Origin of the sequence: Gilliamella sp. B3801 (genome assembly GCF_026536645.1) — a bacterium.
GTDB classification, from domain to species: Bacteria; Pseudomonadota; Gammaproteobacteria; order Enterobacterales; family Orbaceae; genus Gilliamella; species Gilliamella apicola_I.
Genome location: NZ_JAFNNR010000011.1, coordinates 1 through 25,794, shown reverse-complemented (window position 1 = coordinate 25,794; position 25,794 = coordinate 1). Strand labels below are relative to the sequence as shown.

The following is a 25,794-nucleotide window of genomic DNA, read 5'->3' as shown; positions in this document are numbered from 1 at the left end:
TAAAAAAAGTGAAAGGGGAATGGTGATTCCCCCTTTATTATTATAGAAGTGTTGCAATCATCTCTTCTAATTTACCTTGATCCACCGCAAAGGCACGAATTCCTTCTGCCAATTTTTCGACAGCCATGGCATCGCTATTATGTTGCCATCTAAATTCAGACTCGGTAATCGGTGCAGGTCGTTCAACGACAGTTTGATTTGGATACAGTTTTTGTTCAACAGGCGCTGTTGAATGTTGCATTTCAGCCAATAAATTTGGCGCAATCGTTAATCGGTCACAACCGGCTAATGCTAAAATTTGTTCAACTTTACGGAAGCTTGCCCCCATAACTATCGTTTTATAACCATGTTGTTTATAGTAATTATAAATATTACGTACTGATACCACACCTGGATCTTGATCGGCAATATAAGGTTCAATTGGTTTTTTAGCTTGATACCAGTCATAAATACGACCAACAAAAGGCGAAATGAGAAACACATTGACTTCAGCACAAGCACGTGCCTGTGCAAATGAAAATAGTAACGTTAAATTACAATTAATGCCCTCTTTTTCAAGAACTTCGGCAGCTTTAATCCCTTCCCATGTTGAAGCAATTTTAATCAAAATTCGTGATTTATCGATACCTTTTTGTTGATAGAGTTCTATAATTCGGCGGGCTTTTTCGATACAAGCTTGTTTATCAAAAGATAAACGAGCATCCACTTCTGTCGAAATTCGTCCGGGTACAATTTTCAAAATTTCCGCACCAATATTGACAGCAACTTGGTCACAAGCATTAACTAATTGTTGTTCTTTGCTACCACCTAATTTTTTTGCAGTTTCAACTGCAGAATCAATCAGATAACGATATTGAGGAAGTTGAGCGGCTTTTAATACAAGAGAAGGATTCGTGGTTGCATCTTCTGGTGAAAACTGTTTAATTGAATCGATATCACCTGTATCGGCAACAACGACGGTTAATTTTTTAAATTCATCTAATTGACTCATATACTTCTATATCCTCTACAGCTTCAATTTTCTAAAAGATTATAATAGCATTTATCTAGTGATAAAACGACTTAGCGACTCGTTATTTTAACGTTTTTATACATTTAACAATAACCTGAAATAGATAACAAAAAAGCAAAATTTTCACACAGTTGTGATAGCAATTATAGCTTGTTTATCTCTACTATCAGTTTGTTATTTTTACATTATAAATTGATTTTTTAATGTGACCTAAATCACGAAATTCACTTTATCAATATGAAAAATATCTCGATAAAAAATCAATCTAGTATTTTTCAGCTAATCGTTAACGCTATATTGACCAGCCCTAAAACAAAAATGCATGATATTAAATATTGACTAAATCCATGCATAAATCGTTTTATTCGCAAAATTACAACCAGCACAGTTATCACATTTTTTCGACTGACAAAAATCGGGTTGTTCTACAACGATGAGTTGCATCACTTTTTTCTTTACCCAAAAGTTTAGTATCGGCATAAGGGCACTTTCAGGCAATCTAAAATGACGTGCTATATCTTGCAATTCCACGCGCCCTTTTAATTGTACATAATCACGAATCGAGGTCATTAACATTTTCTATATTAGTCTTATAGGTTTTACCTACTTTGTTCTCCAGAGAATCAAATGATAAAAGCAAATCAATCACAACAAGATGATTTTCTTTATTTTTTATGATTGAATATATTATTTTTCTTAAATGAATCATTCCCCACTTTGCGCAGAATAAACATCATCAATGTTATCAATAGTCCACAAGCGAACAACCAATAACTTGCAGTATTTGAATAGGCAAGTTGTGTAAATTGATAATAGATTGTCGCCACCAACCAAGCAATTATGAATGTCCATACTGCAACAAAAATCATCCAACGCCACCCTGCTTCACGATAAATAGTCCCTAATACTGCTGTACATGGTGTATAAAGTAAGATGAATATTAAATAAGCTATTACGGCTGACGAAGACGTAAATGATGTCTTAATTTTAGAAATAGCAGTGGAATTGATCGCTAAATCAGTTTGTAAAGTATCGATATCATCATTTAATGATGACAATCCAAGAGGGTCAGTAATCGTTTCAGACAAAGCAAATAAATTATCTGGAATAGTGGCAAAAGCCGATTTAATGTCTTCAAACCAATCCGATTGTTCATCATCTTCTGGTTGACTATCCATAGAATAAAGTGAATTTAACGTCGCAATGATGGACTCTTTTGCAAAAATTCCCGTAAAAATGCCCACTGTTGCTGGCCAATTTTTGTTATCGATCCCCATGGGTTGAAAAACAGGTGTAATTTTTTGGCTTATGACTGATAATACCGATTGATTAGTATTTTCATGTCCAAAGGTATTATCTGTTCCCCAAGAGTTGAGTAAGCTTAAAATCGTCACCATAATTACAATCGCTTTTCCGGCTTTGAATATAAAACTTTTCAAGCGTTGCCAAGTTAAGCGTAAAATGCTACGAAGGGTTGGAATTCGATAAACTGGCATCTCCATAATAAAAGGGGTCAACTCACCTTTTAATAACGTGTTTTTTAAAATCATCCCCGACAGGACTGCGACACCAATACCAAGCAGATATAACATAAATACAACGAAAGAAGCATGAAGCGGGAAAAATATAACCGCAAATAATGCATAAACCGGTAATCTTGCCCCACAAGACATAAAAGGGATCATGCAGATAGCCATTATACGATCTCGAGAACTTTCTAATGTACGCGTGCCCATAATTGCTGGTACACCACAGCCAAAGCCCATTAACATAGGCACGAAAGCTTTACCCGGTAAACCGATAAAACGTAAAACCCGATCAACCACCATTGCGGCACGCGCCAAGTAACCGGAATCCTCTAAAAAAGATAAAGCAAAAAACATCGCGGCAATGACAGGAATAAACGTTGAAACAGTTTGAATCCCATTGCCTATGCCATCAGACAATATGACACGAACCCAATCGGGCGCATGAATGAATTGTAATAAATTTGCTGTTCCATTGACAAAAATTGCTCCAAAAAATTTTTCAAAAAAATCGATAAATACCGAACCAAAATTGATAGCGACCATAAACATGGCATACATCACAATTAAAAAAAATGGTATCCCTGTAAAGCGTCCAAGCGTAATTTTATCAAACTTTTCTGAAATATCGGGACTTAATTCTCGAGGTTTAGCAATAACCTTTTTACACACTTGATCAATCGTTTCATATCTGGCACTTGCTAGCGCAACATCAATTTCATTATCACACCATGCCGAAAGGAGTTGTCGACAAATTTCAAGTTTTTCTAATTCAAGTGAATTAAACTGATCTGTGTTGTGTCCTAATAAGGCTTCAATTAATTGCCAGCGATTAAGTTGATGAACACGACTTTCTTCTGGTAACTCACTAATATAACGAGTCAACATTTTTTGCTGAGATTGCCCTAACGTGTCTATAGAAGGTTGAGCTTTTTGCTTATTGACCGCCTTATTTTCAATTGCTTGATAAAATGAATTAATACCTAATTTTTTGGTTGATGAAATAGGTACTACAGGACAACCCAGTAAAACGGATAATCGTTGGTGATCGATTTTTTCGCCCATATTCTTAACCGTATCAATCATATTGAGTACAACAATCATCGGTACTTGTAGATCAATCAATTGAAATGTTAGATATAAGCTTCGCTGTAAATTGCTGGCATCAATAACATTAATAATGACATTATTTTTTTCTGTCAGAACAAATTCACGCGTTATCCATTCATCTTGCGACATTGAAACCGCATCAGACTCAATAGAGTAAGTCCCCGGTAGATCTACGACCTCGTATTGGTAATGGTGATAAGAAAATAAACCTAATTTTTGTTCAACTGTCACGCCAGGCCAATTACCGACTCGCTGTTTTGATCCTGTCAGTAAATTGAACAGTGTTGTTTTGCCACAATTTGGATTTCCAACCAGTGCTATTTTCACTCATTTATCTCCGTTACTTCAATGGTTGCTGCTTCACGATGCCTTAGACAAAGAAAAAATCCACGTATTTTAATTTGAAGTGGGTCTCCCAAAGGTGCCACACGAACAATCGAAATTTTACAGCCTGGTGTTAATCCCATTGCCAGTAACTTTCTACGAAAAGGTAAGGATTCAGGTAATAGACGAGAGATAACCGCCTCATTTCCTAAAGGGAGGTGATTTAATGTTAATACTGACATTAATGTTCCTGTGAATTATGCTAGCACGTTTTATTCTGCTTATTTTAAAAAATATTCACCTATAAAAATAGTTTTAAAATGCGAATAATTCGCAATATTAATATTTAATATTTAAAAAAATAGAAAAGTAACTTTAAAAAATAAAATTTATGTCAAAAATAAGGATTAATATGTTTTTTTCAAGTGTTTTGTTCTGAAAAACAAAAAGAATCTGAATAAGGTTAAATTCAAGCGATTAATCTTTCGATTATTCATTTAATTAATGTTTAGATTACTCAGCCAATTCAAAATTAGAGATTCGGTAAGACAACTGATATAATTTGACTTTATACTTTGCTTAAGGAATGAGAATTATGTTAACCATTTACGGTATTAAAAACTGCAGTACAATGAAAAAAGCGTTCACATGGCTTGATGAAAATAAAATCAAATATCAATTTCACAATTACAAAACAGATGGACTGTCAACTGAACAATTACAGACTATTTTGAAATTCGTTGATTGGCAAAACCTACTTAATACACGGGGTACAACATGGCGTAAATTGGATGAATCAGTACGTGCTAACGTTGACAATGAGCAAGCTGCGATGAAACTGATGCTGGACAATCCTTCAATTATAAAACGACCGCTAATAATCAAGGGTAAGCATGTATTACTCGGATTTTCAGACGAAAGTTATTCGCAATTTTTCAAACAACAACAATAAAACCGAGATCATTATGACAGAGCCTGTTATTGAACTAACCAAAGCATTAATTGCCGAAAAATCGATAAGTCCGGATGATAAAAATTGTCAAAATATCCTTATCGAGCGCTTAACATCACTTAACTTTATCATTGAAGAATTCAATATTGGTCGCACTAAAAATCTTTGGGCTTATCATGGCGATCCGTCAGAAACAACACTTATGTTCGCTGGTCATACCGACGTAGTGCCTGCTGGCGATGAAAGCCAATGGCTGTATCCCCCATTTGAGGCAACCATTGATACTCATGGTGTACTTTATGGCCGTGGCGCATCAGATATGAAAAGTGGTGTCGCAGCAATGATCTGTGCTGCTGAAGATTTTGTTAAAGCAAACCCCAATCACCGTGGTCGTGTTGCGTTTCTAATTACCTCTGATGAAGAAGCTGATGCAACCGATGGAACAGTTAAAGTTGTTAATCGTCTTATTGAACGTCAGGAACGTGTAGACTATTGTATTGTAGGAGAGCCTTCTTGTGATAAGGTTTTAGGCGATCAAATTAAAAATGGGCGTCGAGGTTCTTTGACAGCAAATTTAATTATTCATGGTATGCAAGGTCATGTCGCCTACCCTCATTTAGTTGACAATCCTGTTCATCGATTTGCCCCTGCATTGGCTGAACTGGTTAATACGGTTTGGGATAATGGCAATCAATATTTTCCGCAAACCTCTATGCAAATTGCAAACATTCAGGCAGGCACAGGAGCTGAAAACGTTGTGCCCGGTGATCTATCTGTGCAGTTCAATTTTCGATACAGTAGTGAACTCACTGACGAATTAATTAAAACCCGCGTTGAGCAACTTTTACAAAAGCATAAATTAAACTATACGTTAAATTGGCGTTTATCAGGTCATCCGTTTTTAACGCCGCAAGGTGAACTGACTCAAGCTACAGCAAGTGCGATAAAAGAGTACACAAATATTGAGACAAAATTATCAACAAGTGGCGGAACATCAGACGGACGTTTCATTGCAAAAATGGGCTGTCAGATTATCGAGTTTGGGGTATTAAATAAAACAATCCATAAGATTAACGAAAATGTAAATTGTCAGGATATCATCACACTGAAAAAAATTTATCAAAGAATTTTGGAAAAATTACTCGTTTAATAAGATTGGCTAAGTTATCTAACTTGTTAAATCTGCTCAAACAAAATTTGAATAGATTATTTAATGCTACTTTGGACATTCGACTAAACGAGCGTCACTAACATGCATCCAACAAAGGTAAAAAAATGGAGTGGATAAAAGATTATTGGTGGGTAATTTTATTATTCATCTTAGGTATTTTTATTAATGCCATTAAAGCTCTCAATAAGCTTAATTTTAAGTCTTACATTGATAAAAAAGGAATTAAACCCATACCTTATGATGATGAAGAGAATAACCAAACTCCAAAAAGTGGTGAGGATAAAAACAAAAAGTGATTAATTTCGAAAAAATTAATCACTTTCTTCCCTATCGGATATCGTTAATATCACTTTTAAATAAAGCTTGATGGCGATAACGATCGACCCACATCGCAGTTGAGCCACAAACTGCAATTGGCATAATAATTAGGTTTAATAGTGGCACCATAGTAAAAAAACTAACTAAAATACCGTAGACTAAATTATCAACTTTATCCTGCTTAAGTAACTCACGCATACGATGAAAAGTAATCTTATGATTATCGAAAGGATAATCAGCGTATTGAATATTAATTTGCCATGCAGTAAATAAAAACCAAATTATCGGTGTGACTGTTTGACCAATAACAGGAATAAAATACGTTAATAATATTGGGATAGACCATAATACATAATTGATTAATTTTTGAATTTCACGACCAAATATTCTAGGTAAATCTTTGATTAAACTTAACCAAGAAGTATCGGGTGCAGGTATCCCCGTTAATTCAGCTTCAACTTGTTCGGCAAGCAAGCCGTTAAACGGTGCAGCAATAAAGTTAGCCACTGTACTAAAAAAATAACAAAATAATATGACTAAAATCAGAATCACCATAAAACTAATAATATAGCCAAGCCAAGAAAGCCACCCCGGTACATAAGATAATCCCCAGTCAACCATGCCGGTAATTGTGGAAAAAAACCAATAAAATAGCGCTGACATAATCACCATATTCGCCAATAAAGGCAAGAATACAAAATGTCTAATTTTCGGGCTGAATGCTAAGGACCAGCCTAACAGAAAATATTCAAATCCCGATCTACGCCGATCATGATTTAAATTTGAATTAAATCTTAATTTATCTACATTATTACTCTTCACTCTTGTTCCTTTTAAACATGAAATAACGCTAAATTCAACTTATCAGCATGGTTTTCAATAAAACAACATTGCTATTTTTCATAAATAACTTCATTGTTACTATTCAACCATTGCTTAACCTCTTGTTTAATTGTTTCTAATAATGCTTTTCGCCCAGTCAATTGAAATTGCTGAATGATCGCATTGCCTTGATTTTTATTTTTCAGTAAAGCACCTAAGACAGATAATTTCACTCGATTATTTTGCTTATCATTAAATTGTTGTAAGCGACATAATGAAGCATAAGTTGCTTCGAATGCTCGATGAAAATAACAAAATCCGTATAATTCCATAATATCTTGCTTAGTCAATTGCTGATCAGTATCAGCAATAAGCATTTCATCAAATGGGAGTGCGATGATCTCTTTTAGCCACATCATGTTACGTTGTAACTTTTTGGATAGCACGTTAACCAAATTTATACCATTTTGGTTAATCGGTTTTATTGCCATTACCGAATATGTGCCACTACTTGCCTCTAAACGGCTACCAACATGTACAAGGACAAAACCTACAGATGACCAAAACTGATAATTTTCCCTACTATAGGCAAAACTCACGGATAAAAAATCTTGATGTTGTTTTTTTGCCGCTTCATAAGTATGTTGTATCAATTGCGTTGCAATATTTTGTCTTCGATAAGAAGCTATCACTGCAATGCGATTTATTCTGACAGATTTTAATTTTGCTGCTTGTTTAACACCTGCATGGGCTACCAAAGATTGTGCAACCATATTTCCTTTTGGTCTACGGTTACCCTTCCATATTTCTTCAATTAAGTCATCCGGTAAATCTCCTTCCTTAACCGTTATGGCTGCACCAATTAGGTTATGACTCTGTTTAGCCTGCCAAATCGTCAAATTCGTCGCGTCTAAAAGTCGCCTTAAATCAACTAACGTAGTTTGATAATGGGCTGTTTTCAGTAAATAAAAGATCTCCTTCAAACTACTTAAATCATGACGCGCTACTATGGAATAATCAATTGGCTTTGTATTATTCATTCGCTGATTTTCTGCTGATATTAGTCCATTGAGAACTAAACAATCAGTAAAATATTCTAACTGATCATCGCCATTCCACCGAATTGGTTTTTCAAGATGAAAATGATCACATTGTTTATCATTTAATAATTTTAATAAAAAACCTTGTCCGGTACCTTCGTAACCTTCAACCGTAGTAGTCAGTAAAATACGGCTTTTGTCTAAATTCACGAGTTGCAGCAATTTTTTTAGCATTGGCAAAGGTATCATGGCTGCTTCATCAATAATAAGATAGTCAGCAAAATCATCGACACCTTTTTCGATTAATTCATCAGGTGCATAAAAACGAACATCAGGTTTAGCAAAACGAAAGAAAGTGGTCAGCGATTTTTTGTTAGGAGCCGTAACAATGCAATGTCGATAGTGAGAGAATTGACCTGCCAAAGCGGATTTTCCCCTACCTCGTTTTGCCGTGATAACATGGATAGGCTTATCACTGTTTAACACTTGTTTTAATGTGTGTTGCTGTTCATCATAATCAGGCGATGTCAAATAACATTCAGAAAAGTTATTTTTTTGGAAACCGTTAAATTTAGAGATAGTGTGCTGTAAATGGTTTATAAAATTAGGCACAGGTATTGGATAAGCATCTTCATTCCAACGTAAACTATCTTTGTCTGCCCAAAGATTGTAATTTTCAGGTAATAACAAAATCAATCGGCTTCCTTTTACAAGCGTTCCTGACAACATGGCAAATGCTTCTAAATTAAATGACTGAGTTGCATCAAAAATGGCATGTAAATACTCTTGTCCTAAAAGGGTTTTAGTATTAGATATTGATACGATATTTGGCACATAATTTGATAAAATGGCTTGATCACTTATTGTGATCCAATCCCCTTTATGTTGCTTAATGATGTCACTTAATTGACTGAATAATTTCGTTACATCACCACGCAACACCCATAAAGTTCTGGTGCTATCAAGATTAATCATCGACTAACTTTTTCCAATCAATATGGAAAGCAAGCCTGCGGCAATAAGGGGGCCAACTGGAATACCTTTGAAAAAAGCAACACCAATCAAGGTTCCAATGATTAAACCATTAACAATGGTGGGATGTGCGCCAATTAAAGAAACCCCACGGGTACCTAGCCAAGAGACTAGTATGCCGACAAAGATAGCTAAAATTGATTGCCATGTTGTGAATGATTTTAATATGTCTTTGATACTCAAAGATCCGTCGGCAAGCGGAACCATCATAGCCGCCGTTAAAATGACAATACCAATTGTCAGTCCATATTGATTTAAAAACGGAAAATAGGTCGACAATGGGGTTAATTTAAATAATAGTAGCAATAATACGGCAAAAGTGACTGTGTTATTATGCGTTAAATAACACAGTGCAGCTAAACCCAGTAAAAGAAAAAAGGAGATATCAAATTGAGCAAACATTACAAAGCAACGCCGATTCTGGTGGCGACTTCCTCATAAGCTTCAATGACACCGCCAAGCCCTTGGCGAAAACGATCTTTATCCATTTTTTTTAAGGTCTCTTTTTCCCATAATCGACAACCGTCAGGGGAAAATTCATCACCTAACGTAATTTCACCCTTAAACAATCCAAATTCAAGTTTATAGTCCACTAAAATAAATCCTGCTTTATCAAAAAGATCGGTCAAAATTGAATTGATTTTAAAGCTTAGTGCCTTCATCGTTGATAACTGTTCATCAGTAGCCCAACCAAATGTTTTACAATATGACTCATTAACCATGGGATCATGCAATGCATCATTTTTTAGGAATAATTCAAATGTTGGCGGATTTAACACCTTACCTTCTTCAACCCCTAAGCGTTTGACCAAAGAACCTGCGGCACGATTTCGAACCACACACTCCACAGGTACCATATCCAGTTTTTTGACGATGACTTCTGTATCAGACAAAAGCGTTTCAACTTGAGTAGGAATACCTGCTTCACGCAGTTTATTCATAATAAAATAATTGAATTTATTATTGACGCGCCCTTTACGCTCTAATTGTTCAATACGTAAGCCATCAAAAGCGGAAGTATCATTGCGAAACTCTAACACTAATAGATCGGGATTTTCAGTAGTATAAACCGTTTTTGCTTTACCACGGTAAAGCTCAGCCAACTTTTTCATGGTTCTAACCTTATATCAAATTGCCAACAAATGATTAAGGAGCTATTCGCTCCTTAGTTTTAAACTTTTCGATACTCACGTATTTGTACCAATGCAATAAATAATAAGATGCTATTGTTTGCTATATCGTCTCGAATAGTGAAGTTCAATCTATAGCCAGTTTTACATAAAAGAATTAACTAAATTCTTCACTACTGATTATCTTAACTATTTATCAAAATGTTACTTGTCACAAATAATATCTCATAGCGTCTTGCTTTATTTTGAATCTTCATGAATGGTTTTGTCTTCAACGACGTTTTCATCTGTTTGTTCTTGCGCCGCTTGTGATGACTTAGGTGCAGCCTCATCCATTATTAAATTAAATAAGCGAACAACGTACCGTTGCACTTCAATAGAATCAGATGAAATATCTTGTGTACCACGAGTTAATGTTTTCAACTCGACAATGATATTTTCTGTACCAGGATAATTTTGCCGATGAATAACATAAGACGCTTGGATGTTCGGCTCTTCATCACTTGAAAAAATTGAAGCATTGCCCGTAACAATAACATTATTATCACTGCTACTAATCGGAATATTGTATTTATTCAGCGCAGTTGGGATAACAGACCATACATTCGCATCAGCAGGCGCATTTAATGAAGCGGTACCATAGTTATAAGACGCATAAGAATCAGGAATAGTTGGAATAGGAATGATAGGTGCCCGAATATCCACTTGCTTACCATATACAGCGCCTTCATTTTTATTAAAATGAATATAATATTCGGAACTTTCAGCAGGTACCGTTACACCCTGAGGGACAGTTAGCGGTTTCAAAACTGGCGAATTCAAATAATCTTCGTTCCCATCAACTTCTCGTTTATAATTTTGATCGCTACCACAACCAACCAAAAATAAAGATGCAATGGCTGTCATCACCATTGTGTTTTTAATCGCTTTGTTTTTTAACATAGTTTTATTAAACATAGATATCTGCTTATAAATTATTGGTTATACATAAATTAGAGTAAATTCGCATCTTTAAGAGCTTTTTCAACCACAGACACAGAAGCATCTGTAAGTGAAACCAGCGGCAAACGGATCGTATCGTTCGCCATTAGACCCAATTTTGTGCAAGCCCATTTTGCTGGAGTTGGGTTAGGCTCAATAAATAAGCTACTATGTAGTGCTGATAACGTATCATTCAGCTTTCGAGCTTCTTGAATTTGATTTTTCGTTGCAAGCTCACAAATTGTTGCAACCTGTTTGGCAGCTACATTCGCTGTCACGGAAATCACACCGTCACCACCTAAAATCATGAAATCTAAGAAAGTCGCATCATCACCACTTAATAATTTAAATTCACTACCAACAAGTATACGAGTTTTATAAACTCTTGATAAATCTCCTGTTGCATCTTTCAATGCAACAATATTTTTTATTTTAGATAATCGTCCAACTGTTTCTGGCTTAATATCACTGCAAGTACGACCCGGTACATTATAGATTATTTGGGGTAAAGCTGTATTTTCCGCAATTGCTTTAAAATGTTGATAAAGACCTTCTTGAGTTGGTTTATTATAATATGGCGCAACGGTTAAACAGCCAACTACACCAATATTTTCAACACGGTTAGTTAATTCAATTGCTTCTTTAGTCGCATTTGAGCCAGTTCCGGCAATGACATTTATTTTGCCATCTGCATATTCGATCGTTCTTTTAATTACATCGATATGCTCATAATGATCAAGCGTTGCTGATTCGCCAGTGGTACCAACAGAAACAATTGCCGATGTGCCATTGGCAATATGATATTCGACCAATTTTTTTAAGCTTACTTGGTCTACATTTCCTTTTGTATCCATTGGAGTAACAAGGGCGACCAGACTTCCTGTAAACATAAAATGACCTCTCATATTATTTATTGATAACCAACTTCAAGAATAAAAAATCTACCGACAAGTATGCGATATTTCTTATTTAAATTCAACTTTTGTTATGCAGGATTATCAATATCAATAAAAATAGTTTCAAGGTCATATTGCTTGGCTAGCCATTCACCAAGTTTTTTGATTCCGTAACGTTCAGTGGCATGGTGCCCTGCTGCATAAAAATTAATTCCATATTCTCGAGCAATATGAATGGTACGTTCAGAAACTTCACCTGTAAAAAAAGCATCAAATCCTTGTTCTGCAGCCGCTTCTATAAAGTCTTGACCACCACCACTACACCACGCAATTCGTTTAATTATTTGAGGAGCATTATCGCCACAAAATAATATTTCCCGTGAACGATGATGCAAAACTTGTTCAAGTTTTTGCTTAAATTGCCGTGATGTGGTCGGTTCAATGAGTGTCCCTTTAAATAATAAATCGGTTATATCCTCACGTTTATCCACTTCGATATTGAATAAATCCGCAAGTAATGCATTATTGCCGATAACGGGATGTCCATCTAAAGGCAAATGATACGCAAATAAATTAATATTATTTGAAAGCAATGTTTGCAAGCGTTTATATTTTATTCCTGTTATCGTTAGTGGTTCATTTTTCCAAAAAAAGCCATGATGAACTAAAATCGCATCAGCATCTAATTTAACGGCTTCATCTAATAAACGTTGACATGCGGTTACCCCAGTTATCACTTTTTTTATTTGCTTACGTCCTTGTACTTGTAAACCATTAGGTGCATAGTCACGGTAGCGTTCAACTTGTAATTCATGATTAATAATTTGTTGAAGTTCAAAATTTTGCACGTTTTCCTCTCGTATTTTTAATGACTTTTTAAAGAACAATATGAATTTTTTAATAAAATCCTTTAATGAATCTCGAAATTATTATAATCGAAATATTGGCAATTTTTTTATAAACCAGCCTATATGATTAAGTATAAACTATTATAAATTATCTCACGTAACGATTCGATATAGTGATATTAATGGTGAAATTTTAAATAAATTCTTTCATGTTTACAGAAGGTCAATAAATAACATCCTGTTTTAAAATGATTTTTGGATGCATGAAAACACGGAGTTAAACAAATTAACAAATTTGTTCTTTTCTATTATTTATTAAGTTTTAGCTAAATGATACATTACGTCGGTTTATATTCAATGAGGTATATGTTTTGCCATTTTTAGGTATAGGATTCAGTACAATTATCGCTCTATTTTTTGCTGTTCATGTAATTAAAACAGAGCAAGAACGATTTTGGCTGTCTATATTGTTCCTTTTTCCTTTTATTGGTAGTTTGATTTACTTTTTAGTCATATTTCTACCCGATTTTAGACAAACCTCAGTGGGATATCAAATTGAATCAAAATTATTAAAAGCGTTAGATCCGCAACGTGAACTTCGCGAAGCTTTAAGTAATTATGAAATTTCGCCCACTGTTGAAGCAAAAGTCTGTTTAGCTAAAGCACTCGTTGATAATGATAGAGCTCATGAAGCGTTAATTTATTATCAAGAAGCATTAACTGGGATCTATGAATCAGCACCAGATATTTTATTACAATATGCTTACGCACTCTATCAAGTTGAACAGTACAAAAAGGCAAAAGAAACTTTGGATTATCTAAGAGATAAAAATCCAACTTATCGTTCTGATGAAGGACATTTACTTTATACCAAAATCTTAATTGGACTTGATTTAAAAAAAGAAGCTCAAGAAGAATTTAATGCATTAATCAGTTATTATCCAAGTTTAGAAGCCGCTTCATACTATTTACAAACCTTAATTGAGTGGCAGCAATTTTCACTCGCTAAAGAAGTTTTACAAAAAATTGAACTACGCTTAAAACACATGCCTAAACATGCTAAACGTATTAATCAGACTTGGATAAAATCAATTGAACAATCTAAACAAAAATTATACAGATAGCGTTTTTAGTGTTTTTATTTAGTATATTTTTTTTCGAGTTCAACAGTGCTGAATCGAAGGTAAAACTAGGCGAATACGGTAAAAACTGGCATAATAATTTTATTTTATGCTAAATAAGACAACTATTGTGCCAAATGCTAAATTATGTGAACGCTTCCGTGGTTTTTATCCTGTTGTAATAGATATAGAAACATCAGGATTTGACCCAAAACTTAACGCTATTCTAGAAATTGCGGCAATCACACTACAAATGACTGAAGAGGGATGGCTGATTCCAGACCAAACCCTTCATTTTCATGTCAATCCATTTGAAAACTCAATTTTAGAACCGAGTGCCTTAGCTTTTAATGGTATTGATATCGACAATCCATTAAGACAAGCTGTTGACGAAAAAATGGCGCTTGAAGCGATATTTAAAATGGTTAGATCGGGAATTAAAGCAAACGATTGCAATCGTGCTGTTATGGTTGCGCATAATGCAAACTTTGACCATAGTTTTTTAATGGCAGCAGCAGAACGAGCCAATATTAAACGTAATCCGTTTCACCCTTTTGCTACTTTTGATACTGCAGCACTGAGTGGTTTAGTGTTTGGGCATACCGTTCTAGCAAAAGCATGTGAACTTGCTCGCATTCCTTTTGATCACAAGTTAGCCCACTCTGCACTTTATGATACCGAAAAAACCGCTATTTTATTTTGTGAAATAGTGAATCGATTTAAGCGATTAGGAGGCTGGCCATTGCCTCAACTCGAGCCAAGTTCAATAGATGAAGAAGTTCAAGAGATTTAAGAGAGTAATTAAACTCTCTTATTTAAATAATGTGTCTATTTTTAAGCTTTATGTTTTTCAGCTGTCTGTTTTATTAATGTTTGCAGTTCACCAGTTTGGAACATTTCGATCATAATATCACATCCCCCTACTAGTTCACCTTCAACCCATAACTGTGGAAAAGTAGGCCAATTTGCATAGTTTGGTAATTCAGCACGAATATCGGGATTTTGTAAAATATCGACGTACGCAAAAGGCTCACCACATTGAGATAATACTTGTACTGCTTGTGCTGAAAAACCACAACTCGGTAATTTAGGCGAGCCTTTCATATACAGAATGATAGGATTTTCTGCAATTTGTTTTTTTATCTTATCAAGTGTTGTCATTTCAGTTGTCATAACGATTTATTCCTTGTTATTTAATATCTACTTTACGTCGTATTTTAACTTAGAAATAAGGCGAGTTATACTCTTACCCATTTAGTTGACGTAATGATAACCTTTAATTACGTCATTAGTAGATAAATTAAGTCAGTAATCAATCGGGACATGAACAGATAAATTACTTTAAATTCAGTGAGTAACATGGTTTTATTTTGCATTAAAAGAAGCCAAACAAATAAATAAAAGGCTTAACCTATTAGTGTAATAAATGCATTCATTAATAATGAGATCTCACTTAGCAATGACTTTTGTGTCAATGATATATTTTAATTTAACTTTAGTTAACACAAATAATCAAAACATTAGTTTTAGCAAGTTGCCTCAGCCCTTTTACAAATTGACACAATATAGTATGCTACTTACATTTACAGTAACTAACATTCAATTCAAAAAACATCGTGCATCCAATAATCTTAACTTTACGTAAAGTCTTTTATAGTAGTAATCTACTTTTTAGTATTCGTATGTTAATCAGTTTAACAGGTTCAACCTTGGTTCCTTGGTACTTAGGCTATGTGTCGTATGTCATTCCTTTAACACTGGGTGTTGTGGCAGCAGGATTATCCGAAATTGATACACGTTTACTAAGCCGATGTATAAATATTTTATTAACGTTAGTGTGTTTTGCAATTGCTACCTTTTCTGTCGAACTATTATTTAATATTCCACTTCTATTCATTATAGGGTTGATGAGTTCAACATTTATCTTCATTATGCTTGGTTCTTTGGGTCAACGTTATGGTGTGATTGCTTTTGGATCGTTATTGATCGCAGCCTATACCATGTTAGGGCATAATTTATTTGATGATAATTACACGCTACCTTGTTATTTATTACTCGGCGCTTTATGGTATAACATTGTCTCTTTGATTGAATCTCTCATTCAGCCGATTCGAACGACCCAACAGACTATTTCAACTTGTTTTGTAAAATTAAGTCATTACCTTGATGCTAAAGCAGCGATGTTTGACCCAGATGAAACTCATGAATTTAAAAGTCAAACATTAGAATTAACCGAATGTAACAATCAATTGATTAATGTGTTTAATCAGGCTAAACACGCTCTTTTTAACCGATTAAAAGCTTATCAAGGCCAATCATATGTGAAAAAAATGCTTAGTTATTACTTTGTTGCTCAAGATATTCATGAGCGAGCAAGCTCTTCACATGGTGATTATCAAGCGCTAAGTCAACATTTTAAACATAGTGATATTTTATTTCGCTTTGCACGAATTTTGAATTTACAATCAAAAGCATGTGCCAAATTAGCTGTTGCCATTAAAATGAATCAAACTTATCAGCATGATTCCTTATTTGCTCGTCATTTTTCATATTTAGAAGAAGCTATTGCCCATTATCAAGCTAAAAATAAAACGGAAGCCTTACTGGTTAAATCCCTACAAAATCTTTATCAAAATTTGTTATCTATCGACTTATTATTAGCAAATATTGATAATGAACAACATCTTTCAAAAGACAAAGAAAATAATGAATTAATTGATGAGGAACTCACAAGTTTCTATGATATTTTTGCTAAAATTAAGCATAATTTAACTCTCAAGTCTTCCCTTTTTCGTCATGCAATACGTATGAGTATTGTCCTGTTTGTTGGCTATATCATCATTTATTTTTCTAATCTTTCTCATGGTTATTGGATTATCCTTACCAGTCTTTTTGTTTGCCAACCAAACTATTCAACGACTAAATATCGACTAAAATTACGTATTATTGGTACTATCTTGGGTATTATTGTCGGCATTCCGTTAACCTATCTATTTCCAAGCATCATTGAACAGTTAATTTTAATCATCATAACTGGTTGGCTATTTTTCTTATTTAAAAATTCTCAATATGCTTACGCTACCGCATTTATTACATTATTAGTCTTTTTTAGTTTCAGTTTAATTGGCGAAAATAGTGTAGAAGTTGCTATCCTACGAATTATTGCAACACTGATAGGTTGCTTTATTGCATGGTTTGCTGTTAGCTTTATTTGGCCAGACTGGAAGTTTAGAAATTTAACCAAACTAATTGATCGCGTTTGCCATGATGATAGTCACTATCTGGCGCTTATTGGAAGTCAATATTTAACGGGTAAAACCAATGACCCAAAATATCGATTAGCAAGACGCGCCGCCCACGATAGTAATGCTGACCTATCGACATTGATTAGTCTGATGACAAAAGAACCTCATGTAAATCGAAACGTGATTGAACAGGGTTTCCGTTTATTAACGCTTAATCACACTTTAATCAGCTATCTTTCAACATTAGGTTCGCACCGAGATAAAATCATTGCTCAACATACATTGGATCTATTTGATGATCTAGCAGTCTATATCATCAATCTTTTAAACGATAAAAAAATCGATGAAAATGAACAAGTCATGAAAAAAATGATTTCAAATTATATTGAAACCATTTCCATTAATGACGAACAAAACACCAATGATATTTTGGTTTTGCAGCAACTGGCATTAATATTAGACATTTTGCCAGAATTCATTCATTTAGTAGTGGAGTTAGAAGAACCAACAAACTGACTGCTTAGAAAATTTAGATGTTTGAGGATCATTAATGAATCTGGTCAATACAATTAATTATATTCTCAAACATCTAATAAAAATTTTTGGAATGCTTCAAGGTAATTTTAATGAATAAATGGATTTTCTTTACCAATGTAAACTAATGGATTGGTAAAATCCTTTAATTTATCAGCATCAATTTCAAATCCAAATAAAAAATCGGATTCAAAATAAGGACCACTATCTTTAATAGAGTGATCAGGGCTAATTATTGCTATAGCATTCAACTCATTTAATGCAAATGACTTAAGTTGTTTCGAATCTTTATCAAACACGAAGACAAAATCTGAATTTGATAAGCCTGATTTAGCTATAAATATTTCATAGTCTTTACCTTCAATACGGTAATATTTTTTTTTGTATTCTGCACTTACCGGATCGGTATGATTTTGCTCTGCATGACTTAAGAAAAAAGCTTCTATTGAACGACCACCATGTTTAAGTAAATCATCAGTGACAGGGATAAAGGCAAAACGTTTTTTTTCTTTTAAATAATCAATATAGATTAACTCACGTACTTCAACATTTTTGGCTATTTGTTCATTATCAGATAGATTTGATGCAGGGGCAGCTATTGCATAACAAACAAAATTTAATAGTGTAACAACAACTAAAATACCAATGTTTCTAAATAATTTTTGAATATAACTCATACTACATCCTTGATTTTAAAAATATTTAAGCGTATAGGGTTAAACTATAATGTTTTTATATTATGATTAATCTGTCTAAATATAATACAATCTAATGAACATAGAAAAAAACTTTTTGATACCATTAACTATTGTATTTATTTTTAGGCAATTATACTCTTATTTATGTAACAACAACTCAAAAAAATATAAAAAAACGAATAGTATATTCTCGCTATTGTATATTTTTACCTTTTCAGTTCAAAAAATATCTTACTGATTTAATGATTTTTTTCAATATATTATGACCATAATTTTTAAATTTATATGATCATTAAATGTTTTAAGTGTATTACATCAATTTAATAATGCGTTATGCCATATCCAATAAAATCTTAGTGATTATTATTTTTATTTCACTGCCAATGCCGTTTATTAAGATAAATTATTGTTACTGGTTGTCGAGCTCACGGTTTTGGCACACTGAGTGTGCCTTCCTATTACATTTATTTTTATTGTAATTCTTTCAAATACCAATGTACTTTGGTCAAATTTTAACTGGATAAGGTCTTGAAAGTCCCATTTAATAGCGATTATCACATTTCAATGCTATCCGATCCTTTTCAGGCACAATAAAATGAAGTTCATCACAGTAATATCTGAACCATTCAAAGCCAAATACCACTGGCGGTAACGCTTTGAATAGTCGTCCTGCCCATTGGAGTTTGTCTCTACTATCTGTATGAAAATTATTTAATTTAGCAAACATGCCATGTTCGCCATGATCTAAGTGCTTTTTAAAAATCGTGTGACCTTTATTATCCAAGACTTGTAGTTCTCTTATAAAAGTATCCATATGCGACCCTACAAGATCCTGAACATAAAACGTCATATCATTAGCGTTAGCCATATAGCTTTTTATTAAAATTTTGTCATCACCATAAATTTTAATTGATGATTTATCTGATCCTGTATCCGGATAATTTGCATTTGGAATTAACCGCCAATCAAGTGGTGTAAGTTGTTCTTGTGCAAAAGGATTATCTTTTGCTATAGAAACCAATAAATCATAATCTGAACGAAACCTTGGCAATAATTCTTGCGGTAATTCGAATCCAATTCGATAATCTCTCGTATCATAAGGAGGCGAAAGATCGGCTCTAAAAAAATCTAATATCGCCGTTGCTTCCATAGATAAAATTGGATAGGAGTAAAGTTGATTGTTTTTGTGTAATCATAAATCCAGAAATACGCATCTTCTGCAATCCCTGCCATTTTCATAAACAATTTACGTTCTTTGTCGGTTAATGTATATTTTTTTGGGGTTAGATTGGCAGGGAGTATTTTCTTGTCAGCATCGGGCGGTAAAGTTTCCGATAACGATATATGAAAAAATATCCTATCAGGGTCGATATATTCGACGCTCTGCACATAATATATGTCGACATCTTTTATGACCTTTAAATTCGATCCGGAAGTTTCAGATTTATTCGACTTGGTGTTGGTGCTGCAATTGCTGAGTAATAACAATGCGATAAAACTCATCAGTAATAAATATAACTGCTTTTTCATTTTATTTCCTATGCACTTTTTATAAGACAAGGTTAGGCTACTAGTTGTCTGATTCACTGTTTTAGCACACTGAGCGTGCCTTCCTATTACCTTTATTGTTATTGTAATTCTTTCAAATACCTATGTACTTTGTTTAAATTCCAACCAGATAATGTCTTGAAAGTACCATTTAATGGCGATTATCACATTTAAATTCTATACCGTCCCTGTAGGGTGCGATAAAATCGAGACCTTCACAACCAAATGAAAACCATTGAAAACCAAATACCACTGGGGGTAAATCTTTGAATAGTTGTCCTGCCCATTGGAATTTTTCATTTTCATAATCATGGTAATTGTTTAATCCAACTAATGACATACCTTCACCTTGATACATACGCCTTTTAAAAAGAGTGTTTCCTTCGTTATCTACAACTAGAAGCTCTCTTTCAAAAATTTTATAAATATCCCGTAGTTGTGGCTCTTTTTCATCTACATAATCCTGAACATAAAAAGTCATATTATTCGCATTGGCCATGTAACTTTTTAGATACTTCGGGAGATTTCCATAATTTCTATTTGATAATTTATCTGGCCCTGTATCCGGATAATTTGCATTTGGAATTAACCGCCAATCAAGTGGTGTAAGTTGTTCTTGTGCAAAAGGATTGTCTTTTGTTATAGAAACGAATAAATCATAATTTGAACGAAATCTTGGCAATAAATCTTGCGGTAAGTCGAATCCAATTCGATAATCTTCCGTATCATAAGGAGGCGAACGATCGGATCTATAAGAATCTAATATCGCCGTTGCTTCCATAGATAAAATTGGATAGGAGTAGAGTTGATTGTTTGTGTAATCATAAATCCAGAAATACGCATCTTCTGCAATCCCTGCCATTTTCATAAACAATTTACGTTCTTTGTCGGTTAATGTATATTTTTTTTGGGTTAGATTGGCAGGCAGTATTTTCTTGTCAGCATCGGGCGGTAAAGTTTCCGATAACGATACGTGAAAAAATACCCTATCAGGGTCGAGATATTCGACGCTCTCCACATAATATATCTCGACATCTTTTATTACTTTTATGTTCGATCCAGAAGTTTCAGATTTATCCGAATTGGTGTTGGTGCTGCAATTGCTGAGTAATAACAATGTGATAAAACTCATCAGTAATAAATATAACTGTTTTTTCATTTTATTTCCTATGCACTTTTTATAAGACAACGTTAGGCTACTGGTTGTCTGGTTCACTGTTTTAGCACACTGAGCGTGCCTTCCTATTACCTTTATTGTTATTGTAATTCTTTCAAATACCAATGTACTTTGCTTAAATTCCAACCAGATAATGTCTTGAAAGTCCCATTTAATGACGATTATCCCCTTTGGTGTTATTTCGTCATTGTAAGGGAAATAAAATCGAAGTCTTCACAGCTAAATGCGAACTATTCAAAGCAAAATACCATTAAAGGTAAATCTTTAAATAGTTGCTCTCCCCATTGGTATTTTTTAATTTAATTTTCTTTACTCTGTGCTTTTAGCCATGCAATTTCTTGTGGCCAAATATCCGGATCGATAGTTTCGAGAATCAGCGGGATTTCATCAATTCTTGGATCTTGCATAATATATTTAAAAGCCGTTTCACCAATGTTCCCTTTTCCTAAACTATTATGGCGGTCAACATGGCTGGCAAGTTCACTTTTGGCATCGTTTAAATGCATGCCTCGTAAATATTCAAAACCAACAATTTTTTCAAATTCGGCGAACGTTTCTTGACAGGCTTTTTCAGTACGTAAATCATAACCGGCAGCAAAGGCGTGACAAGTATCAATACAGACACCAACGCGACTTTTATCTTCCACTTGGTCAATGATTTGTGCCAAATGTTCAAATTTATAACCTAAATTAGAGCCTTGACCTGCGGTATTTTCAATTACGGCAACCACATTGTTAGTTTTATCTAACGTAATATTAATAGATTGAGCAATACGGCTAAGGCATTCATCAACAGATATCTGTTTTAAATGACTACCCGGGTGGAAATTAAGTAACGTTAATCCGAGTTGCTCACAACGCTGCATTTCATCTAAAAAGGCGGTGCGTGATTTTTCAAGTTGTTCACTATCCGGATGACCTAAATTGATAAGATAACTATCATGTGGCAATATCTGTTTACTAGTAAAGCCGTATTTTTCACAGCGCTTTTTAAAGCTATCGATCATAGCGCTTTCAAGTGGTTTTGCATGCCATTGACGTTGATTTTTGGTGAATAGCGCAAAAGCAGTTGCGCCAATTTGATAAGCATTGATTGGGGCGTTATCAACCCCACCAGAAGCGCTCACATGCGCGCCAACATATTTCATACTTTTGAATCCTGATAATTGTGTTAAAAAAGGAAGTGTATAATTAGTTTGAACTACTATTGCGTTGCAACTGATCACGTAAGTTAGGTGGCACACCTTTTATTACTAATGAATCGGTTTGCGGATCCCATTTAATTCGTTCTCCAAGGAGATCGGAATCAAAACTTAATGTTAATCCCCCTCCACTTCCTGAGAATTTTTTAAGTTGGCGCAAAGCACTACGATCAACCGGAAACGTTTCTTCCAAATCGTAATCACTGTTTTTAACAAATTCCATAAAATTGTTATCACCATGAGTTGGTAATTCATTGGCGAGATTTTTAAGCTCAATTTCTTCACCGGCTTGCAACTGAGCTTGGCAATAATTGTAAACATTTTCACGTGCATGAACTTTGTCTTGTTTATCAAATTGCATTTCCTGACAATAATCATCAACCGCTTTCACTAAAGTTTTATTCTGTGCTTTGGCATCTAACCCTTCACTTGCACCTAAGTAATCCATAAAAAAGTCTGATACTTTACGCCCTACTCTTCCTTTTAAAAAGGTTAAGTAACGTTTAGAATCTGCATCGGTTTCCCATTCAGTGATATCAATTCGAGCGATAATATCAGCATGATCAATATCTAAATATTGTGTTTCAGATATATCAAGTTGTTCATTGACTAACATACTCGAACAACTATTTAAAACCGCAATGATCAGATACTCTACGGCTAAATAACGATAGTGACAAAAAACGACTGTGCCACCTTCAGCAAAAGGATATTTAGCCAGTTCATTGCGTAACTGTTTGGTAGATTCTTGACTAAAATGTAAAAAATCTTGGTTGCCAAGCCGTAATTCTTTAAGGGATTGTTCAAATAAACTTTCTTCGTTGAACAGACCATATGCTTTACTTTTATTATTATAAATACGGTTTATATCTTCAATTAAATTAACCACAGCTTGTTGATTACTTAACATCGAGTCACGCAATTGTAGTTCAATTTCAGTATCGCTTTTTCTAATTAATTTATGCAAGATAACTTTTTCTATTTGTACACTCATTAGGGATTCCTATTTGGATCGCAGTATTAAATTATGATATATTTTACCAAAGCACTGAAAAAGTGCTATCAACAAATGAAAACCTGTTTGACTTATATGAGATAAACATTCCAAAATCGGCAATAACATCTTATCTACTTAAGCTTTCTTACCATTTAAAGCTACAATAGATGACGATGACTCGCTTTCTTAAAAAAATTTACTGGTATTAATTGAATATTAATTTTAAATGTTGGTTTGATAAATCGTCAAAGTAACGAATTTTGCTAATTCAACTAGCAAACATTACTGACTTTAAATAATATATTAAACTATATTGTAAACAAATAACTTTTAAAAAACCTTATTGTGGTAAGAATAACTATGGCTCACTCCAAAGATATATATAATGATTTCAGAAATAAAAAAATCAGTTCATTATTTTGGCAATATGCATTGCCTGCGGTAATAGGAACAATTGTTAATACGTTATATAACATTATTGATGGTATTTTTATCGGTCATTGGATTGGACGTGAAGCACTCAGCGCCGCTGGGCTTATTTTGCCAGTCATGAATTTTGCGGCAGGAATAGGTATGTTAGTTGGAATAGGTTCTGCTAGCCGAATATCAATTTTTTTAGGGCGAGGCGAAAATGATCAGGCAGAAAAAGTTGCCGGTACCTCGTTTATGTTAACTGCGCTATTAAGTGGTTTAACATTGTCATTATTGCTTTTTTTTGTTGATCCCGTTTTACGGTTTGTGGGGTCAAGTCCCGTTAATCACACTTATGCCAGAGAATTTTTAGAAGTCTTTTTACCTGGCAGTATCTTCCTGACATTGACGTTTAACTATAATAATATGATGCGTGCAAGTGGTTATCCGTTTAAAGCGATGGTAACGATGTTTGTCAGCGTTATTGCTAATATAATTTTAGCGCCAATCTTTATTATTGGTTTGGGTTGGGGTATGCGTGGGGCTGCTTTGGCAACCACACTATCTATGTTGATAAGTTTTCTGTTTGTCATGCAGCATTTTATTAGTAAAAATAGCAATATTAAATTGTATCTACGCAATTTCAGACTTAATTTAAAAATTGTCAAAGCGATCTTATCCATCGGGATGTCACCTTTTGCTATGCAAATTGCCGCTTCCGTTGTGGTTGTGTTTATCAACTGGCAACTTAATCACTATGCACCATTAGCCCATGAATCGAGCGATGATGCTATCGCAGCTTATTCAAATGCAAATCGACTTATTACCTTAATTATTATGATAGTCATCGGTATTAATCAAGGCATGCAACCTATAATTGGTTACAATTATGGTTCTAAAAATTACGCACGAGTTAAAGCAACGTTTTTTTATGCGGTTAAGGTTGCAACGGTGGTCACATCAATTGGATTTATACTGGGATTTTTTATTCCCGATACACTTGTTCGTGCTTTTAGTTCTGAACAGGATTTGGTTTCTTTATCAGCTATAGCGCTTCGCTATACGACACTTTCGTTTGCTTTTGTTGGATTCCAAATGGTGACAACAAGCTTTTTCCAATGTATTGGCATGGCAAAAATTTCGATCCTATTAAGTCTTTCAAGGCAGATTTTAATTTTATTACCTGCGTTATATATTTTACCGCTATTCTTTGGTTTTGATGGTGTTTGGGCAGCATCGCCAACAGCAGATCTGCTATCGACAGGAACGGCCTATATTGTGCTCTATTGTTATTTTAAATCCATTAAAAATCGAGATTGTTCATCAAAACTAAATGAATAATTTTTCAGCTGTTTAGAATCGGTTATTAGGTTAGATTAAGCCATACAATTGTATCGTTTTTGATGTTATTAATAATTATCTATAAAAAAAGCAGTACTTAATTGTACTGCTTTGTATTTACTAAGATATTACTATTATTAGAATGAATAATTTAAACCTAGTTGTCCACCAATTCGTGAATATTTATCTGAGCCAAATCGAGTATCAAGTTGAGCATAAGCACTTAGTGATTTTGTCATACTTCCACTCACACCGACTTTAAACTCTGCGTAATTTTTACCTTGATTTGAGTCAACATGTTTTCCTTTTACTTTCGCTTCTGGTGAAGATGAATCATATAGCCAGTTTGCTTCAATAA

Annotated in this window: 26 protein-coding genes; 7 read left to right on the top strand and 19 right to left on the bottom strand. The window is 34.1% G+C overall.

Annotation, left to right across the window (positions count from 1 at the left end; genetic code table 11):
• Positions 1-40: 40 nt before the first annotated feature.
• The 4 genes from tal to J3U14_RS09855 all read right to left on the bottom strand — a co-directional run bounded on the left by tal (position 41) and on the right by J3U14_RS09855 (position 4,214).
• Positions 41-991, bottom strand: a complete 951-nt coding sequence (gene tal, locus J3U14_RS09870; RefSeq protein ID WP_267349642.1) for a transaldolase — start codon at positions 989-991, stop codon at positions 41-43.
• 360 nt (positions 992-1,351) lie between these two features.
• Positions 1,352-1,582 (bottom strand): FeoC-like transcriptional regulator, encoded by a 231-nt coding sequence (locus tag J3U14_RS09865; RefSeq protein WP_267349643.1) that lies wholly within the window; start codon positions 1,580-1,582, stop codon positions 1,352-1,354.
• Between the two features lie 95 nt (positions 1,583-1,677).
• Positions 1,678-3,975 (bottom strand): Fe(2+) transporter permease subunit FeoB, encoded by a 2,298-nt coding sequence (gene feoB, locus J3U14_RS09860; protein ID WP_267349645.1) that lies wholly within the window; start codon positions 3,973-3,975, stop codon positions 1,678-1,680.
• On the bottom strand, positions 3,972-4,214 hold the full coding sequence (locus tag J3U14_RS09855) for a FeoA family protein (RefSeq protein ID WP_267349646.1): 243 nt from the start codon (positions 4,212-4,214) through the stop codon (positions 3,972-3,974). Before J3U14_RS09855 ends, feoB begins: the two co-directional genes overlap by 4 nt.
• Positions 4,215-4,567: 353 nt before the next feature.
• On the opposite strand from J3U14_RS09855, the gene J3U14_RS09850 reads away from it, so the two are divergent.
• From J3U14_RS09850 to J3U14_RS09840, 3 genes are all read left to right on the top strand, one after another.
• Positions 4,568-4,924, top strand: coding sequence for an ArsC family reductase (locus tag J3U14_RS09850; RefSeq protein ID WP_267349648.1), 357 nt, complete (start codon positions 4,568-4,570; stop codon positions 4,922-4,924).
• 13 nt (positions 4,925-4,937) lie between these two features.
• Positions 4,938-6,074 carry a succinyl-diaminopimelate desuccinylase gene (gene dapE, locus J3U14_RS09845; protein WP_267349650.1) on the top strand — a complete coding sequence of 379 codons (1,137 nt, stop codon included), beginning with the start codon at positions 4,938-4,940 and terminating at the stop codon, positions 6,072-6,074.
• A 125-nt stretch (positions 6,075-6,199) separates the two neighbouring features.
• On the top strand, positions 6,200-6,391 hold the full coding sequence (locus J3U14_RS09840) for a hypothetical protein (protein ID WP_267349651.1): 192 nt from the start codon (positions 6,200-6,202) through the stop codon (positions 6,389-6,391).
• Between the two features lie 31 nt (positions 6,392-6,422).
• On the opposite strand, the gene cysZ is transcribed toward J3U14_RS09840, so the two are convergent.
• The 7 genes from cysZ to J3U14_RS09805 form a co-directional block, all read right to left on the bottom strand.
• Positions 6,423-7,235, bottom strand: a complete 813-nt coding sequence (gene cysZ / locus J3U14_RS09835; RefSeq protein WP_267349653.1) for a sulfate transporter CysZ — start codon at positions 7,233-7,235, stop codon at positions 6,423-6,425.
• A gap of 71 nt (positions 7,236-7,306) precedes the next feature.
• Positions 7,307-9,250, bottom strand: a complete 1,944-nt coding sequence (locus tag J3U14_RS09830; RefSeq protein ID WP_267349655.1) for a tRNA(Met) cytidine acetyltransferase TmcA — start codon at positions 9,248-9,250, stop codon at positions 7,307-7,309.
• Between the two features lie 3 nt (positions 9,251-9,253).
• Positions 9,254-9,709, bottom strand: coding sequence for a DUF441 domain-containing protein (locus J3U14_RS09825; protein WP_267349657.1), 456 nt, complete (start codon positions 9,707-9,709; stop codon positions 9,254-9,256).
• A complete protein-coding gene (gene purC, locus J3U14_RS09820; RefSeq protein ID WP_267349659.1) occupies positions 9,709-10,419 on the bottom strand; it encodes a phosphoribosylaminoimidazolesuccinocarboxamide synthase in 711 nt (236 codons plus the stop codon). Before purC ends, J3U14_RS09825 begins: the two co-directional genes overlap by 1 nt.
• 258 nt (positions 10,420-10,677) lie before the next feature.
• Positions 10,678-11,394: an outer membrane protein assembly factor BamC gene (bamC, locus tag J3U14_RS09815; RefSeq protein WP_267349661.1), complete on the bottom strand. Its 717-nt coding sequence runs from the start codon at positions 11,392-11,394 to the stop codon at positions 10,678-10,680.
• A 35-nt stretch (positions 11,395-11,429) separates the two neighbouring features.
• Complete coding sequence (dapA, locus tag J3U14_RS09810) at positions 11,430-12,308, bottom strand: 4-hydroxy-tetrahydrodipicolinate synthase (RefSeq protein WP_267349663.1); 879 nt, start codon at positions 12,306-12,308, stop codon at positions 11,430-11,432.
• A 95-nt stretch (positions 12,309-12,403) separates the two neighbouring features.
• On the bottom strand, positions 12,404-13,162 hold the full coding sequence (locus tag J3U14_RS09805; RefSeq protein ID WP_267349664.1) for a Nif3-like dinuclear metal center hexameric protein: 759 nt from the start codon (positions 13,160-13,162) through the stop codon (positions 12,404-12,406).
• Positions 13,163-13,533: 371 nt separating this feature from the next.
• Between J3U14_RS09805 and J3U14_RS09800 the strand changes: the two genes are divergently transcribed.
• Positions 13,534-14,286, top strand: coding sequence for a hypothetical protein (locus J3U14_RS09800; protein ID WP_267349666.1), 753 nt, complete (start codon positions 13,534-13,536; stop codon positions 14,284-14,286).
• A 106-nt stretch (positions 14,287-14,392) separates the two neighbouring features.
• Complete coding sequence (gene rnt / locus J3U14_RS09795) at positions 14,393-15,076, top strand: ribonuclease T (protein ID WP_267349667.1); 684 nt, start codon at positions 14,393-14,395, stop codon at positions 15,074-15,076.
• A gap of 41 nt (positions 15,077-15,117) precedes the next feature.
• On the opposite strand, the gene J3U14_RS09790 is transcribed toward rnt, so the two are convergent.
• A complete protein-coding gene (locus J3U14_RS09790) occupies positions 15,118-15,444 on the bottom strand; it encodes a Grx4 family monothiol glutaredoxin (protein WP_065558000.1) in 327 nt (108 codons plus the stop codon).
• Positions 15,445-15,899: 455 nt separating this feature from the next.
• Between J3U14_RS09790 and yccS the strand changes: the two genes are divergently transcribed.
• Positions 15,900-18,044: a YccS family putative transporter gene (gene yccS / locus J3U14_RS09785; protein ID WP_267349670.1), complete on the top strand. Its 2,145-nt coding sequence runs from the start codon at positions 15,900-15,902 to the stop codon at positions 18,042-18,044.
• A 107-nt stretch (positions 18,045-18,151) separates the two neighbouring features.
• Here yccS and J3U14_RS09780 read toward each other — a convergent pair whose 3' ends face one another.
• The 6 genes from J3U14_RS09780 to yejK form a co-directional block, all read right to left on the bottom strand.
• Complete coding sequence (locus J3U14_RS09780; protein ID WP_267349672.1) at positions 18,152-18,739, bottom strand: hypothetical protein; 588 nt, start codon at positions 18,737-18,739, stop codon at positions 18,152-18,154.
• Positions 18,740-19,301: 562 nt separating this feature from the next.
• Positions 19,302-19,910, bottom strand: a complete 609-nt coding sequence (locus J3U14_RS09775) for a hypothetical protein (protein WP_267349674.1) — start codon at positions 19,908-19,910, stop codon at positions 19,302-19,304.
• On the bottom strand, positions 19,889-20,290 hold the full coding sequence (locus J3U14_RS09770; protein ID WP_267369648.1) for a hypothetical protein: 402 nt from the start codon (positions 20,288-20,290) through the stop codon (positions 19,889-19,891). Before J3U14_RS09770 ends, J3U14_RS09775 begins: the two co-directional genes overlap by 22 nt.
• Before the next feature lie 169 nt (positions 20,291-20,459).
• Positions 20,460-21,326: a hypothetical protein gene (locus J3U14_RS09765; protein ID WP_267369647.1), complete on the bottom strand. Its 867-nt coding sequence runs from the start codon at positions 21,324-21,326 to the stop codon at positions 20,460-20,462.
• A 458-nt stretch (positions 21,327-21,784) separates the two neighbouring features.
• The gene (gene nfo, locus J3U14_RS09760; RefSeq protein WP_267349677.1) at positions 21,785-22,633 is read right to left on the bottom strand and encodes a deoxyribonuclease IV; all 849 of its coding nucleotides are present in this window, start codon (positions 22,631-22,633) and stop codon (positions 21,785-21,787) included.
• Positions 22,634-22,676: 43 nt separating this feature from the next.
• A complete protein-coding gene (gene yejK / locus J3U14_RS09755; protein ID WP_267349678.1) occupies positions 22,677-23,681 on the bottom strand; it encodes a nucleoid-associated protein YejK in 1,005 nt (334 codons plus the stop codon).
• Between the two features lie 363 nt (positions 23,682-24,044).
• Between yejK and J3U14_RS09750 the strand changes: the two genes are divergently transcribed.
• Positions 24,045-25,436, top strand: a complete 1,392-nt coding sequence (locus J3U14_RS09750) for an MATE family efflux transporter (protein ID WP_267349680.1) — start codon at positions 24,045-24,047, stop codon at positions 25,434-25,436.
• A gap of 137 nt (positions 25,437-25,573) precedes the next feature.
• Here J3U14_RS09750 and J3U14_RS09745 read toward each other — a convergent pair.
• The coding region (locus J3U14_RS09745; protein WP_267369645.1) for an autotransporter outer membrane beta-barrel domain-containing protein at positions 25,574-25,794 on the bottom strand (221 nt) is incomplete at its 5' end.